Below are 13,419 nucleotides of genomic sequence, written 5' to 3'. Positions count from 1 at the left end.
GTGAGAAAGTGACTGCTCAGCTTTTTCTTCTTCTGGATTTTACATCTTGAGGCGTAAGGAATTCGAAATTTCGAATGCAGTTATCTGTTAAATCGAAATCCGCCTCCATTTCTCTCGTCACTGTTTCGAGAGCGCCTGCTGAGTCTCCAAATTTTGTTGTTTGCGCTGGTGAGTCATATTTGTTGAAGTTTTTGAAATAGAATTCAAGAGCTTCCGGTTGTTGGCGTTTCAGTTTATCTATTAAGTCCCTTATAATGCTTTTCCTGCTTCGGGAAGGTGTTTCGATATTTTTTTGATCCCACAGGTAAAGCCCTACCGAGCGACGCACGTTACTCTGTCCTACGCTCCAGCGCTTATATATAAGTCCTTCACTTAATCTAAGGCGATCTATTGTGGATGATAGATTTCTCTTAGTTTCTTTGCTTGCCTTAGCCTTATTTTTATTAAAGCCGCCCAGATCTTCCGGTTCTGCGATTAGCGAAAGTCCGTTGTTATAGCTATTTAATTGATCGATCTGAAGTTTGATTGTGTCTAATAAGTTTCTGATGCTGCACTGCTTCCTACCTACATAGAAAGCTATATTGTGATTTTTGTGGTCACCGATAACTTGATTTTCAGAGAGTTTCCAGCAACCACTGACCTTCTCTTTTATGTCTGATAGCTTGTCATTTTCATTGATGAATATGACAAGGTCCCATGATTTAGTTATTTTATTCTGGTGCTCTTTTTTTGATATTTGGATGCCTTGGAGATGACTTTGCTTTTTGGTAAAAGTAAAGGATGGAATTGGAGCGATATCTTTAATTTCTAGATTCTTTATAACGAAAGTTTCCATTAATGATTTCGAGCTAACTAGAGGCAGCCAAAGTTCAGTTATTAGGAAGCCGTATTTGTGAGTAAGATCATGCAGCTGAGATACGACTGCTATCTGATCTCGGGTGAGCTTGTTGATGAATGCGTTGTAGCGGGCAAGTTGGGCTTCAAAGCGAATGTCGATGAAGCCGTCTGCGAAGTGTCGCCTATGAAAAGCATATGTGATGCCAAAGCAAAACCTAAAGAATAGCACCGCTAATTTTTCACTAGTTGGACGGAGCGCCATAGTTTCCGCAGGTGCAAATTTTTCTAGTAGGAGATATGTGTCATCGATCAGCTGATTGCTTTTTCTTATGCAGAGACTTTTGTGTGCATCCGGGTGGTGCAATTGGATGTGTGCGTGGCGGCTAGAATATAAAAAAAGCCAGAGATCGCGGTGTCGTTGCTCGGCAAAACCTTCATCCAGCGTGTTCTGCAAATCGCTATAACTCATTGATGGCGATGTTCTTTCCATGATTTTGCAGCTATCTCCCATGGGGTTTTGATGTCTCGATTCGGATGATTCTGGTTCCATTGTAGCTGAACCCACATCGTACTTTGTACAGGAGGCTGCATGACCGCACCATCGCTAACTACCGCCGGATCTTTGAGGATTCTCAAAATCCATGAGGTTCTAGAAATGACGTCTCTTTCGCGAGCGACCCACTTCGCGAAATTGAATGTGAATTCCTCAAGCTACGACCCGGACTACCCAAAACCCATAAAACTAGGAGCGCGATCCGTTGGTTACGTTGAGCAGGAGGTCATTGAATGGCTGCAGGCAAGAATGGAGGCCCGGTCATGAATCTGCCAGTTACTCTTCCAGCACTGCCAGTAATGAACCAGCCGCTGCAGGCGCCCGGCTCATGCCCAATGACACACAACCTTGTGCACTCGTTGTGGAGGAAGACCCAGGCACCGGCTGACTTGATTTTGCTGTCAGCTTTGTCGACGTATTCCCTTCTTTTACAGGGGAGGATCGATGTTGAACGTCCAGGAGTGGGGGTGGGGCCGGTCTCACTGTTTGGATTAACGATTGCTGATTCCGGGGAAAGAAAGTCTACAGTTGCTCGTCTTTTGGAGAAGCCTGTTGTTGAGTTTCAGGCTAGCCAAAATGAGGAGTATGCAGAAAAAATGGCCACCTATGAAGCTGAGACCGAAGTTTTCCGGGACGCAGTAAAAGTCTTACGGAAGAAAATATCAGGCAGACTGAAAAAGGAACTAAGTGTCGAGGATTTGAAGCTTCAACTAGTGGAATTAAGGAAGCACGAACCGAAAAAGCCAAGAAAATTTCAGATGATTTTTGAGGATGTGACAACTGAAGCAATTGCTCTTGAGTTAAACCATGGATGCGGGAGCGCAGCTCTGGTATCCGATGAAGGCGCCACCATCTTGAATGGCAGGATTGTCCAAGATTTACCACGGCTTAACAAGCTTTGGTCGGCTGAGCCTTTCAACGTTACTCGGAAAAGTTCCGAGAGTTTCACCGTAAGTGATGCGCGCTTGACGGTCTCGTTAATGGCACAGCCAAGCGCCGTAGATAAGTTCATGAAGAATAGAGGAGATGAGTCACGGGGGATTGGTTTTTTAGCGCGCTTCTTGGTGTGTAATCCAAGTAGTTCGCAAGGTACCAGGTTGTTGAGGGGAGCACTTGGAGGAGATAGTGATGGTTATCAAAGCTACCTTCAGAGAGCTAGTGAAATACTCCGTGCGACAAAGGGTAATATTGAAAGCTCAAGGGATGATAAGAAGATACTTCGTTTTACTGAGGAAGCCAAGACTTACTGGGAGTCGCTGTATAACAAAATCGAGGAAAACTTACAAGTAAATGGGCGATTCCAGTATGCGAGGGACCATGGATCAAAACTCGCTGAAAATATAACCAGGATTGCCGCACTATTATCCTGCATTGAATATGGCGAGGAGCATGAGATATCAGTTGGGGTTCTTAAAGATGCAGAAATTATGGGCTTTTTCTTCTCTGACGTTTTTTTGCGGTGTTTTGAGTCTACTCCCGAATATGTGAAAGATCTGGCGGCGCTAAGAGATTATCTTCAAGGGGTACGAGATGATGGTCGTCGCTTTGTTAGGAAAAATAAAATTCGTCAGAGTGGACCTGCTCGAATGAGGAATAAGCTTGTTCTCGATAATAATTTGGATGAGTTGTCTCGGATTGGCGAGATCTCTGTTCTTATTACCCATAGTGGAATGATGGTTGTTGATTTATACCCGTCGCATCCTCGTGACGACTTTCAATGGAGTAATTTTTGTTTGGAAAATCGAATCCGGGTCCCTGTCAATGCCAACTTGTTGTAACGTCTAACTCTCTTTTTCGAGTGAAGCCCGATATTCCTGATATTTGTATCAGGAATATCAAGGTTTTTTGAGTCTTTGCGTAACACCAAAGGTTAATATTTAATAATTGTTGATTTTTCTATTTATCGTTGTGTCTTGCTGTGTTTGGCAGGGAGTTTGGGTCGTTACGAATAATCCTGCATGCGGTTAATAGTAATATTGTATTCTGATGCGTAAGGATTTATTTAGTGTTGGCTTATTAAGAATAGATGTGAAGGATGATTAGGGGTTGTTGATGATCAAACATTTAGAAACACAGAGGAAGAGGTTGGTGGAGAACCCAAACCTTAATCTTCACTATGATAATCGATATCTTGGCCTGCCGGTACAGACATCGGCAGGCCCTTTAGTAAAAGAATGGTTGGAAAGAATTAGATTGAGTATTATGGAGCAGCTGGCAAAACATAGCCGGGTTCTAGCCCTTAGAATTGATCTCAGGTTTCCAGCTAACTACTGGGGGTATGAGGAAGAGTTTCTTGGGAATGAATTTATAAAGGATTTTAGAGCCCATCTTAAGCGAAAACTTGACCGGCTTCCTCAGGATAGAAATCATGATTTAATGCTCTTGTGCGCTCGAGAGTATGATAAGCATGAGCGCAAACCACACTTTCATCTCCTTATTCTTTTAAATGGGAATGCTTTTCGGGGGACTGGAAAGTGGGATTTATCATGTGAAAATCTTTATACCCGCCTTCATGAGGCATGGGCTTATGCACTCGGCATGAGGGCGCCCGAAATTCAGGGCTTGATTCAGTTCGCCAATGGGAGTGCGCTTGAGAGCAGGGGGCAGAGCTACGTTCGTTATGGCTCCATGCTTCTGGAAAGAGGAGATGAGCAGATGTTCCAGAATCTATTTTGGGTAAGCTCTTACTTGGCGAAAGTGGCAACAAAAAACTTCCATGACGGTTATCGTTCTTTTGTATCTCCGCGTCTGAAGTTTGCCGACTGGTAACTTCAGGCTTCTGCGTAATCCTGTGTACAAGGCTTGGTGATCGTTCTATTTGGTCACCGAGTTTCTGCCCCTGGCCGTCTACAGGCATTTTTTTAAGGAGGCCGTGTGATCCAGTGGCCGGCCTCCTCAGCTTATCTCATGCCCTTTAGGCGCGCTCTAAGATCACACTTCTTGATGAAGGTGCATACATCGCACTGTCGGGCTTCTCAGCGCCTATCAGTTGCTCGCTCTCGTTAGCCGCCTCGAACCTGATGTGGTGGCAAACTCCTCCCGGCTCCAGCCTTTTAAGTTATCCTCCGCAATCCGCAACCACAGGGGCGATGCTTTGTTCAAGGTATGAGTGGTGGCTCTCCGGCCGTATCTGACCCATCAGGTAGGTCGTCAATGCATATTTTGTGGCACCACGTCACAGCGCACATCAAAACTATAGTGGGATTTTGAGTGGTATAGATTGACCTGAGATTGAGCGTGGGTACCGGTGAACCACGATTTAGTAGGCGCCTCGTTGTCGGTTTGGGCCAAAGTGGTCCAGATAGATTTATTGCAGTCTCGGGGCAAAGTATAACGTTAAGTGTAGCTATTTCGCGTTTCGGACAAAAAGTCTTTATAAAACAGTGTTAACACACTCATGCATCATCGGGGTGTGCTTGGAGAGATCGGTCTGGGCTACTGACATGGATGGGTCCGGTTGCCTTGCTTTTGGATGAAGGCGTGAATTGTAAGAAAATAACGGCGGCGATGAAATGAAGGGTTTGTATCCCTATTCAGGAAGGAGCGGATGATGGTGACGACTGATCAGGAGCTGGAGCAGGCCGGGGTTCGCCTGGGTAAACTGCTGCAGGAGCAGGGGCGTACCATTGCCACGGCAGAAAGCTGTACCGGTGGCTGGGTGGCCAAGGTGCTCACCGATCGCGCGGGTTCCTCCGCCTATGTGATGGCCGGGCTGGTAACCTACAGCAACAGTGCCAAGCAGGCCTTGCTCGGAGTGTCGGGGAAAACCCTGGAACAGCATGGTGCTGTCAGTGAGCCGGTTGTCCGCCAGATGGTGGCCGGCGCCGTTCAGGCTGCAGGAGTGGATGTGGCTGTAGCGATCAGCGGCGTCGCCGGTCCCGGCGGTGGCAGTCCCGACAAGCCGGTGGGGATGGTCTGGTTTGCCTGGGGCAGCGGCCTGGACCAGACCGAGGCTGTGGTCAAACACTTCGACGGTGACCGGGATGAGGTGCGCCGACAGTCGGTTTTGTTTGCATTGCAGGCAGTTACCGGCTTCCTTGAGGGGGCGTAACAATTTTCTTGATCAGGTTCACGGGATGAGGGGTTGGTCTCCCCGTTCGCTTGTGTTTTAATACTGTTCAAATATACAGGGAATCTGCTGGACGAGCACAGTGGTTTCCCTTCCGGATTCCGCTGCCAATACCTTGGAATGACCTGGCAGCCCAGTCGACAAGGGGTTTTGTACCGATGGAAGACAACCGCAAGAAAGCACTTAGCGCAGCACTGAGCCAGATTGAACGCCAGTTCGGCAAGGGCGCCGTCATGAAGATGGGGGATCAGCCCCGTGAAGCCATTCCTGCGGTATCCACCGGGTCCCTGGGACTGGACGTGGCTCTGGGTATCGGCGGTCTCCCCTATGGTCGAATCTGCGAGATCTACGGTCCGGAGAGTTCCGGTAAGACCACGCTCACCCTGCAGGTGATTGCTGAAGCCCAGAAGGCCGGCAAAACCTGTGCGTTTGTGGATGCCGAGCACGCCCTGGACCCGGTCTATGCCGAGAAGCTGGGTGTCAACGTCGACGACCTGCTGGTATCCCAGCCGGACACCGGGGAACAGGCCCTGGAAATCGCGGACATGCTGGTCCGCTCCAACGCCGTTGACGTCATCATCGTCGACTCCGTAGCCGCGCTGACGCCAAAAGCGGAGATTGAAGGGGAGATGGGCGACAGCCACGTCGGTCTGCAGGCGCGACTGATGTCCCAGGCGCTGCGTAAGCTGACCGGTAACGTCAAGCACGCCAACTGCCTGATGATCTTCATCAACCAGATCCGCATGAAGATCGGCGTCATGTTCGGTTCCCCGGAAACCACCACCGGCGGTAACGCCCTGAAATTCTATTCCTCCGTGCGCCTGGATATCCGCCGCATCGGCTCCGTGAAAGAGGGCGATGAGGTGGTCGGTAACGAGACCCGCGTCAAGGTGGTGAAGAACAAGGTATCGCCGCCGTTCAAACAGGCCGAGTTCCAGATCATGTATGGCAAGGGCATCTATCACATGGCCGAAGTGCTGGATATGGGCGTCAAGGAAGGCTTTGTGGATAAGTCCGGTGCCTGGTACTCCTACAATGGCGACAAGATCGGCCAGGGCAAGGCGAATGCCTGCAAGTTCCTGGAAGAGAACATGGATATCGCCAACGAGATCGAGGCCAAGGTCCGGGACAAGCTGATGCCCAAGCCGGAAAAGAAAGAAGCGGCCGCAGAAGCGCCGGCGGAAGCCAGCGGAGAATTGCTCTAAGGCTCCGTTTGTCGGGGGAGGATGTCATGAAGCGACTGCTTATTGTTGCCCACGCGCCTTCCCCGAATACCCTCCGTTTGCGGGACGCTGTCGAAGATGGCGCCCGCCACGAAGACATCGAGGCGGTCGAGGTGGTGGTCAAGGCACCGCTCGACGCCGGCCCCGATGACATCCTCGCCTGTGACGCCATCATCCTGGGTACCACCGAAAACCTGGGCTACATGAGTGGCGCCCTGAAAGACTTCTTTGATCGCAGTTACTATCCCTGTCTCGAAAAGACCCAGGGCTTACCTTTCGCCTATTACATCCGCGCCGGCCACGACGGCACCGGTACCAATCGCGCCATCGAGAGCATCACCACCGGCCTTCGCTGGAAACTGGTGCAGGATCCCCTGATCTGCCGCGGGGAATACCGGGATGAATTCGAGGAGCAGTGCCGAGAGCTGGGCATGTATGTGGCGGCCAGTCTGGATGCAGGGCTGATCTAGCCGGCGAGACGGTTGTAGAAACCCTCGATGCGGGACAGGGCATTGTCCATGGCCCGGGAATAGCCTTTCTTGTTGAGGCAATAACTGAACTGCACGCTGACTCGGTAACCGGCCTGGAACGGCTGGCAATCCACCACCCGTGCACCGACCCGCGACTCGCTGATGTATTTGCCCTGCAGGTCGAGAAACAGTCGCGCGCCCGGTGCCATCGGGCGAGGGCAAAGCACCGCCATGCCGTAGCGGTTGAGATCAAGACAGCTGACCGCGATGACATTCCTGCTTCGGCCAAAGAAGCTCCGCTCCTGCATGCGCACCCTCAGGCACGAAGCCGGATAGCGGTCCTTGATTCTGCGATCGGCGGAATCATTCGTCATAACTGGGCATCCATTGCGATTCTTGTCTTGTGTCGGCCTGAACCATGGCCGGGTGAAGAAGTTTAGTGCCGGGATCGGCGGCTGAAAAATGATCAGATGTGGTTTTGTGCGCTGGTTAACAAAAGCCGTCGAGGCCCGGGCCGCTAAAACTTTGGCCGAAACGCGACATGGCGGCCTGCAGAATCTACAATGGGCGGCCAAAGACTCGATGATAAATCATCAACGCATTCTGACTGTTACAGGAACACACATTGAAGTCATTGCCTCTGCATCAGCTGTACAAGGCCTGCGTACTTAAAGACCTGCCCTTCAAAACCACCCGGCAGCTGGAGCCCCTGGCGGAGATTGTCGGCCAGAACCGGGCCCAGGAAGCCGTCCGGTTCGCACTGGCAATGCCCCATGGCGGATACAACGTCTACGCGGTAGGGCGTAACGGGCTGGGTAAGCGCACCATGATGCTCCGCTATCTGGAACATCATGTGGATACCGAGCAGCAGAGCCATGACTGGTGCTATGTCGCCAATTTCGAAGAGCCGCGGGTGCCGAAACTGTTGCAGTTGCCGGGCGGCAAGGGTACCCAGCTCAAGCAGGACATGGAAAAACTGATGTCCCGTCTGGTCAAGGTCATTCCCCAGACCTTTGACAGTGACAGCTTTCTGGAACGCTCCGAACAGCTCAAGAATGAGTACGCGCAAAAGCAGGAAGAAGAACTCGAGAAAGTGGCCACCCAGGCCAAGCGGAAGAAGGTACGCCTGACGGTCTCGACGCCCGGGGGCTATCGTCTGGTGGCGATGAACGGTGAGGAGCCCCACACCGCGGAGACCTTCCAGGCGCTGACCCAGGAGCAGCGGGACAAGTTTGAGGATTCGATCAACAAGCTCGAGAAGAGGCTGCGCCAGGCCCTGCGCAAGATTGCCGACTGGGAGCAGGAGTACGCGGAGAAGCAGCAGGCGCTGAACCAGGAAACCCTGGAGGGTATTTCCGGTCACCAGATTGATGAGCTGATCGAGAAGTACAAGGATCTGTCCGATGTGGTCGGGTACCTGGAAGCGGTGCGTGCCGATCTGGTGGAAAACCTGGACATCTTCCTGGAGGACAACGACGAACAGGCGGCCATCGCCTATGCCTCCCTGGACAAAAAGATGCCTCGCCGTTACCTGATCAACCTGCTGGTGCACCAGAAAACCAACGAGGTGCCGGTGGTGGTCGAGGACAACCCCACCTATCACAACCTGTTCGGGTATGTGGAGAACGTCACCTACAAGGGCACCGTGTTTACCGACTTCTCCCTGATCCGGCCGGGCAGCCTGCATCGGGCCAACGGTGGCTACCTGCTGATGGACGCCATCAAGGTCCTCGAGCAACCATTTGTGTGGGACGGTCTGAAGCGTGCACTGCGTTCACGTTCCCTGCAGATCAACTCCCTCGAGCGCGAGATGACTCTGTCCGGGACCATTTCCATCGAGCCCGAGGCAGTGCCGCTGGACGTGAAGATTGTGCTGTTCGGGGATCGGGAAACCTGGTTGTTGCTGCAGGAGTATGATTCCGAGTTTGCCGAACTGTTCCGGGTGACGGCGGACTTCGAGAACGAGATGTACCGCACCGACGACAGTCAGTTGCTGTACGCGAAGTTCATTGCCAGCCTGGTGGTGGAGAAGCAGCTGCTGCACTGCTCCAACAAGGCGGTGGCCCGGATCATCGAGCACAGCGCCCGCATGGCGGAGCACCAGAACCGCCTGTCCCTGCACGCAGCCGACATCGCCAACCTCCTGCGCGAGTCGGATTTCTGGGCGCGCCAGGCCAAGGCAAGGCTGATCACCGAGGTTCACGTGGAGCGGGCCCTGGAAAGTGCCCGGTACCGAAGCAGCCGTATCCGGGATCAGTTCTACGATTCGATCCGCGATGGCTCCACCCTGGTCACCACCACGGGCACCTGCGTGGGCCAGGTCAACGCGTTGTCCGTACTGTCCACCGGTGGCTTCGAGTTTGGCCTTTCCAACAGGGTGACAGCGACCTGCTACTATGGAGATGGCGGGGTCATGGATATCGAGCGTGATGTGAAGCTCGGTGGCAACCTGCATTCCAAGGGCGTGATGATTCTCACCTCCTGGTTGTCCTCCCTGTTTGCCGTGGAGGATCCGATGCACCTTTCGGCCAGTCTCACCTTTGAACAGAACTATGGTGAGGTGGAGGGTGACAGCGCGTCGCTGGCGGAACTGTGTGCGCTGGTGTCATCGCTTTCCGGTGTGCCCCTGCGCCAGGACCTGGCCATTACCGGCTCGGTCAACCAGTTCGGCGAGGTACAGCCCATCGGTGGCGTGAACGAGAAGGTCGAAGGTTTCTTCGCCACCTGCCAGCTGAAAGGCGGGCTCACGGGGACTCAGGGCGTGGTCGTGCCCACCACCAACGTCCAGAACCTGATGCTTGACAGCGAAGTGGTCCAGGCCGTCCGGGAAGACAAATTTGCGGTCTACGCCGTATCCCACGTGGAGGAGGTCATCGCGTTGCTGCTGGGCCGCCCGGCGGGCAAGCCCGACAAGAAGGGCCGGTACCCGAAGCAGAGTGTTTTTGGCATTATCCAGCAACGGCTAGAAAAAATGCGTGAACACGAGCGCCAGGAACACGCGAAAGAAGAACATAAGGATCCGTCAATTCACTGACCGGAAACGACAAGAAAACGGACAGGAGAGAATACACCCATGACTGATATCCAGCAGACGGTATACGTGGTAGAGGATGACGAGGCGGTGCGGGATTCGCTGGAGCTACTGTTGAAATCCGACGGTAAGCCGGTGAAGACCTATGAGAGCGCCAATGCCTTTCTCAAGGATTATTCCGACAAGATGGCCGGCTGTATTGTGCTGGATATCCGGATGCCCGGCATGGATGGCATGGAACTCCAAAAGAAGCTGAACGAGAAGCACTCGATCCTGCCGATCATTTTTGTCACCGGTCACGGCGATGTTCCCATGGCGGTGGACGCCATGAAAGAGGGCGCAGTGGACTTCATCCAGAAGCCCTACCGCGAGGAAGCCCTGCTGGAGAAGATCGAAGCGGCCCTGGAGCAGGATCTCGACCAGCGCAAGACCCTGGACGAAAAGCAGGAGATCATCCGTCGCATCAAGAGCCTGACGCCGCGGGAGCACGAGATCATGGACCGGATGATCGCCGGCCAGGCGAACAAGGTGATCGCGATCGAGCTGGAGATCAGTCAGCGCACTGTAGAGATCCATCGTTCCCGGGTCATGCACAAAATGGGCACCCACTCCCTGGCCCATCTGGTTCGTATGGTCTTGTCCGTAAAGGACCTTATCGACTAAGGCGGGTGGCACCGGCATCATAGCCGGACGTTTCTAACCGGCCACGTTTGTATGACTGAAGCTGTCTGCGAGAACTCCGAGGTGACGGTTCTGCTGGTTGATGACAACCCGCAGAACCTGAAAGTCCTCTATGAAACCCTGAAAGACAAAGGCTACCGGCTGCTCATTGCCAACGAAGGCGAAAAAGCGCTGGACCTTGCCCACCGGCATCAGCCGGAAGTGATTCTGCTGGACATCATGATGCCTGAAATGGACGGTTACGAGGTGTGCCAGCGCCTCAAGGCCGATCTCCAGACGGCTGATTGTGCCGTGGTATTCCTGTCCGCACTCGATGACTTGCAGGCCAAGGTCAAGGGGTTCAATCTCGGCGGGGCCGATTACATCTCTAAGCCTTTCCAGTCCCAGGAAGTCATTGCCCGGGTCAAGACTCATGCCCGCGTCATCCGCCTCGAGCGGGAATTGCAGGCCCGCAACCGGGAACTTCAGGGTGACCAGGCCCGGATCCTCAATTCCATCAGCGAGGGTATTTACGGGCTCGACGAGAATGGCGTCATCGAGTTCGCCAACCCTGCTGCAGGCCAGATCGCTGGTGTTCCGGTTGAAGAGTTGATCGGCCGCAACTTTTTTGACACCCATTTTGCCACCGCGTCGGACAACCCGGACGGGCTGCCGGTTCAGGCGACCTGTCGCCAGGGGCAGGCCGAGGGCCAGCGCGATATTCGTATGTTGCGCATGGACGGTTCCGGCTTTCCGGCCGAGTACCGTGCCACGCCCAAACTGGATAACGACGAGCTCCACGGGGCGGTTGTTGTATTTCGTGACATTACCGCGGAACTCGAGAGCGAGCGGGAGCTTCAGGAGGCCCGGAAACTGGTCCAGGAACAGCGTGACCAGCTGGCCCATACCTCGCGCCTGACCACCATGGGTGAGATGGCCGCCGGCTTTGCCCACGAGGTCAATCAACCGCTGACGGCGATCACCAATTATGCCCGGGTCGCCAAGCGCATGATGGGCAAGGAATCCCCGGACCTTTCCCTGCTGCAGGAGACCCTCGACAAGATCGAGGCCCAGTCCCACCGGGCCAGCGAAATCATCCGCCGGATTCGTCGGTTCATGAAGAAGCCGGCGACCGGCAAGGAAGTGCTTTCTGTACCTGCCCTGCTGGAAGATACCCGTCAGTTTGCGGAAGTGGACATGCGCAACAACGAAGGCGGTATCCAGGTTACCGTTGACGAGGACCTGCCCGAAGTTCTGGCTGACCCGATCCAGGTGCAGCAGGTGGCTCTGAACCTGATCCGCAACGCCCTCGAGGCGACACGCTCGGCCGATTCATCGGTGCCCGTGGAGGTCAGTGCGCGTCTGGCCGGAAACAGCTGTGTGCGGGTCGAGGTGCGGGACCACGGCGTCGGCCTGCCGGAAGAGGCCGAGGAGAAGCTGTTCCATCCGTTCTACACCACCAAGGACGAGGGCATGGGGATCGGGCTGGCGACCTGTCGCTCGCTGATCCAGGCACAGGGTGGTGAAATCGGCTTCGAGCGCCCCGAGGATGGCGGCGCCCGTTTTTTCTTCACCTTGCCGGTTGCCGGTGCTGAAGGTGAGCCCTGCAAGGCATCGGAAGGCTAGAGCCAGTCAATGCGTCCGCTCAGGTGGGGCGCATCGCCCTTGCTGTTCAGTAGCTGGTAATCCCAGCCCTTTTCTCCCGCTTGCCAGTTCAGCTGCGCCGTTCCCGGCAGGAACAGGGGCTTCTTGAACTGGCAGCTGACCCTCAGTGCGCCGCCCTTCCAACCTTCCTGCTGCTCCAGCAACGCCAGTGCCCGGGCTTTGCTCCACATGCCATGGGCAATGGCTCTCTGGAACCCGAATGCCTTTGCGCTGAGCGCATGCATGTGTATCGGGTTACGGTCACCGGAAACCGAGCCGTACTGCCGGCCGATGGACTCCGGCGCCTGGATGCTCAGAGTGTTCGGATAGCGCTCCAGTTCCGGGCGCTCCGTTTTACCCGCTGGTTTGTCGTTCTTCCGGGCCTGGCGGAACAGGTTGGTGCTGGTCTCTTCCCAGGCCAGGACGCCGGCAGAGCGAGCCTCGGTGATGAGATCGAATTCGATCCCGCGGTCGGTGCGTTGTTTGTTGCCCAGGCGCACGGTAAGGTCCAGTGATTCGCCCTCGCCAATGGGGCGGTGCTGTGTAATGGTATTGCGCAGATGCACCAGACCCAGCAGCGGCAGGGGGAACTCCGGCTCGGTGAGCAGCTTCAAGTGTAGCGGAAACGCCAGGATATGCGGCCAGGTAATCGGGGCGTGGGTATGCTGGCCAAACCCGCAGATTTTCTTGTAGTCCCGCAGCCGTCTAGTCGCGGTGGACGCACCCAGAAGATGTGCTTCAAGTGCCGGAATTTCAGGGTCATCGCCGGCACTGGTCTTTTTAGGAAGCAGGGATTTTGCAAACATCGGTACCAGTGGTGGCGGTGTGTGGTGGTAAATCAATGGGTTTGGCATGGTGCAGGTCTCCTTGTGGCCTGATATGCTCTAATGTAAGACGATGGTCTTAGAGTCTGGCAAACCCGGCCAGAACAG

At 54.1% G+C, this 13,419-nt stretch carries 12 protein-coding genes; 9 read left to right on the top strand and 3 right to left on the bottom strand.

The features are described 5' to 3' along the window. Window positions 1-16 precede the first annotated feature (16 nt). On the bottom strand, window positions 17-1,327 hold the full coding sequence (locus tag ACESMW_RS01210) for a hypothetical protein (protein ID WP_372985262.1): 1,311 nt from the start codon (window positions 1,325-1,327) through the stop codon (window positions 17-19). Between the two features lie 99 nt (window positions 1,328-1,426). Here ACESMW_RS01210 and ACESMW_RS01205 point away from each other — a divergent pair, with 99 nt between their 5' ends. The 6 genes from ACESMW_RS01205 to ACESMW_RS01180 all read left to right on the top strand — a co-directional run bounded on the left by ACESMW_RS01205 (window position 1,427) and on the right by ACESMW_RS01180 (window position 7,152). Continuing rightward, window positions 1,427-1,657, top strand: coding sequence for a helix-turn-helix transcriptional regulator (locus ACESMW_RS01205; RefSeq protein ID WP_372985261.1), 231 nt, complete (start codon window positions 1,427-1,429; stop codon window positions 1,655-1,657). After that, window positions 1,624-3,168 carry a YfjI family protein gene (locus ACESMW_RS01200; protein ID WP_372985260.1) on the top strand — a complete coding sequence of 515 codons (1,545 nt, stop codon included), beginning with the start codon at window positions 1,624-1,626 and terminating at the stop codon, window positions 3,166-3,168. The genes ACESMW_RS01205 and ACESMW_RS01200 overlap by 34 nt, the downstream gene beginning before the upstream one ends. Window positions 3,169-3,442: 274 nt before the next feature. Further along, the gene (locus ACESMW_RS01195) at window positions 3,443-4,159 is read left to right on the top strand and encodes an inovirus-type Gp2 protein (RefSeq protein WP_372985259.1); all 717 of its coding nucleotides are present in this window, start codon (window positions 3,443-3,445) and stop codon (window positions 4,157-4,159) included. Window positions 4,160-4,940: 781 nt separating this feature from the next. Then, window positions 4,941-5,441 carry a nicotinamide-nucleotide amidase gene (gene pncC / locus ACESMW_RS01190; protein ID WP_372985283.1) on the top strand — a complete coding sequence of 167 codons (501 nt, stop codon included), beginning with the start codon at window positions 4,941-4,943 and terminating at the stop codon, window positions 5,439-5,441. A gap of 176 nt (window positions 5,442-5,617) precedes the next feature. Beyond that, window positions 5,618-6,664, top strand: coding sequence for a recombinase RecA (gene recA / locus ACESMW_RS01185; protein ID WP_372985258.1), 1,047 nt, complete (start codon window positions 5,618-5,620; stop codon window positions 6,662-6,664). Window positions 6,665-6,690: 26 nt separating this feature from the next. Next, window positions 6,691-7,152 (top strand): flavodoxin family protein, encoded by a 462-nt coding sequence (locus tag ACESMW_RS01180; RefSeq protein ID WP_372985257.1) that lies wholly within the window; start codon window positions 6,691-6,693, stop codon window positions 7,150-7,152. Here the strand turns inward: ACESMW_RS01180 and ACESMW_RS01175 are convergent. Continuing rightward, window positions 7,149-7,526 carry a PilZ domain-containing protein gene (locus ACESMW_RS01175; protein ID WP_372985256.1) on the bottom strand — a complete coding sequence of 126 codons (378 nt, stop codon included), beginning with the start codon at window positions 7,524-7,526 and terminating at the stop codon, window positions 7,149-7,151. The genes ACESMW_RS01180 and ACESMW_RS01175 overlap by 4 nt on opposite strands. A 251-nt stretch (window positions 7,527-7,777) precedes the next feature. On the opposite strand from ACESMW_RS01175, the gene ACESMW_RS01170 reads away from it, so the two are divergent. The 3 genes from ACESMW_RS01170 to ACESMW_RS01160 are packed head-to-tail and all read left to right on the top strand — an operon-like array spanning window position 7,778 to window position 12,469. Beyond that, window positions 7,778-10,186 carry a Lon protease family protein gene (locus tag ACESMW_RS01170; RefSeq protein ID WP_372985255.1) on the top strand — a complete coding sequence of 803 codons (2,409 nt, stop codon included), beginning with the start codon at window positions 7,778-7,780 and terminating at the stop codon, window positions 10,184-10,186. 39 nt (window positions 10,187-10,225) lie between these two features. Continuing rightward, a complete protein-coding gene (gene fixJ / locus ACESMW_RS01165) occupies window positions 10,226-10,846 on the top strand; it encodes a response regulator FixJ (RefSeq protein WP_372985254.1) in 621 nt (206 codons plus the stop codon). A 51-nt stretch (window positions 10,847-10,897) separates the two neighbouring features. After that, window positions 10,898-12,469, top strand: a complete 1,572-nt coding sequence (locus tag ACESMW_RS01160) for a response regulator (RefSeq protein WP_372985253.1) — start codon at window positions 10,898-10,900, stop codon at window positions 12,467-12,469. On the opposite strand, the gene ACESMW_RS01155 is transcribed toward ACESMW_RS01160, so the two are convergent. Next, window positions 12,466-13,341 (bottom strand): MaoC family dehydratase, encoded by an 876-nt coding sequence (locus tag ACESMW_RS01155; protein WP_372985252.1) that lies wholly within the window; start codon window positions 13,339-13,341, stop codon window positions 12,466-12,468. The two genes, ACESMW_RS01160 and ACESMW_RS01155, sit on opposite strands and share 4 nt — an antisense overlap. Window positions 13,342-13,419 lie beyond the last annotated feature (78 nt).

This window comes from Marinobacter sp. (assembly GCF_041690455.1).
GTDB lineage: Bacteria > Pseudomonadota > Gammaproteobacteria > Pseudomonadales > Oleiphilaceae > Marinobacter.
The sequence above is the reverse complement of the archived record's forward strand: the minus strand, read 5'-3'. Positions and strand labels throughout refer to the sequence as shown.

Excerpts from the sequence above, each read along its gene's own strand:
- recA (WP_372985258.1), top strand. The coding sequence starts at position 5,618 with ATGGAAGACAACCGCAAGAAAGCACTTAGCGCAGCACTGAGCCAGATT.
- ACESMW_RS01180 (WP_372985257.1), top strand. The coding sequence starts at position 6,691 with ATGAAGCGACTGCTTATTGTTGCCCACGCGCCTTCCCCGAATACCCTC.
- ACESMW_RS01200 (WP_372985260.1), top strand. The coding sequence starts at position 1,624 with ATGGCTGCAGGCAAGAATGGAGGCCCGGTCATGAATCTGCCAGTTACT.
- ACESMW_RS01155 (WP_372985252.1), bottom strand. The coding sequence starts at position 13,341 with ATGCCAAACCCATTGATTTACCACCACACACCGCCACCACTGGTACCG.
- ACESMW_RS01195 (WP_372985259.1), top strand. The coding sequence starts at position 3,443 with ATGATCAAACATTTAGAAACACAGAGGAAGAGGTTGGTGGAGAACCCA.
- fixJ (WP_372985254.1), top strand. The coding sequence starts at position 10,226 with ATGACTGATATCCAGCAGACGGTATACGTGGTAGAGGATGACGAGGCG.
- ACESMW_RS01210 (WP_372985262.1), bottom strand. The coding sequence starts at position 1,327 with ATGGAAAGAACATCGCCATCAATGAGTTATAGCGATTTGCAGAACACG.
- ACESMW_RS01175 (WP_372985256.1), bottom strand. The coding sequence starts at position 7,526 with ATGACGAATGATTCCGCCGATCGCAGAATCAAGGACCGCTATCCGGCT.
- pncC (WP_372985283.1), top strand. The coding sequence starts at position 4,941 with ATGGTGACGACTGATCAGGAGCTGGAGCAGGCCGGGGTTCGCCTGGGT.
- ACESMW_RS01160 (WP_372985253.1), top strand. The coding sequence starts at position 10,898 with ATGACTGAAGCTGTCTGCGAGAACTCCGAGGTGACGGTTCTGCTGGTT.
- ACESMW_RS01205 (WP_372985261.1), top strand. The coding sequence starts at position 1,427 with ATGACCGCACCATCGCTAACTACCGCCGGATCTTTGAGGATTCTCAAA.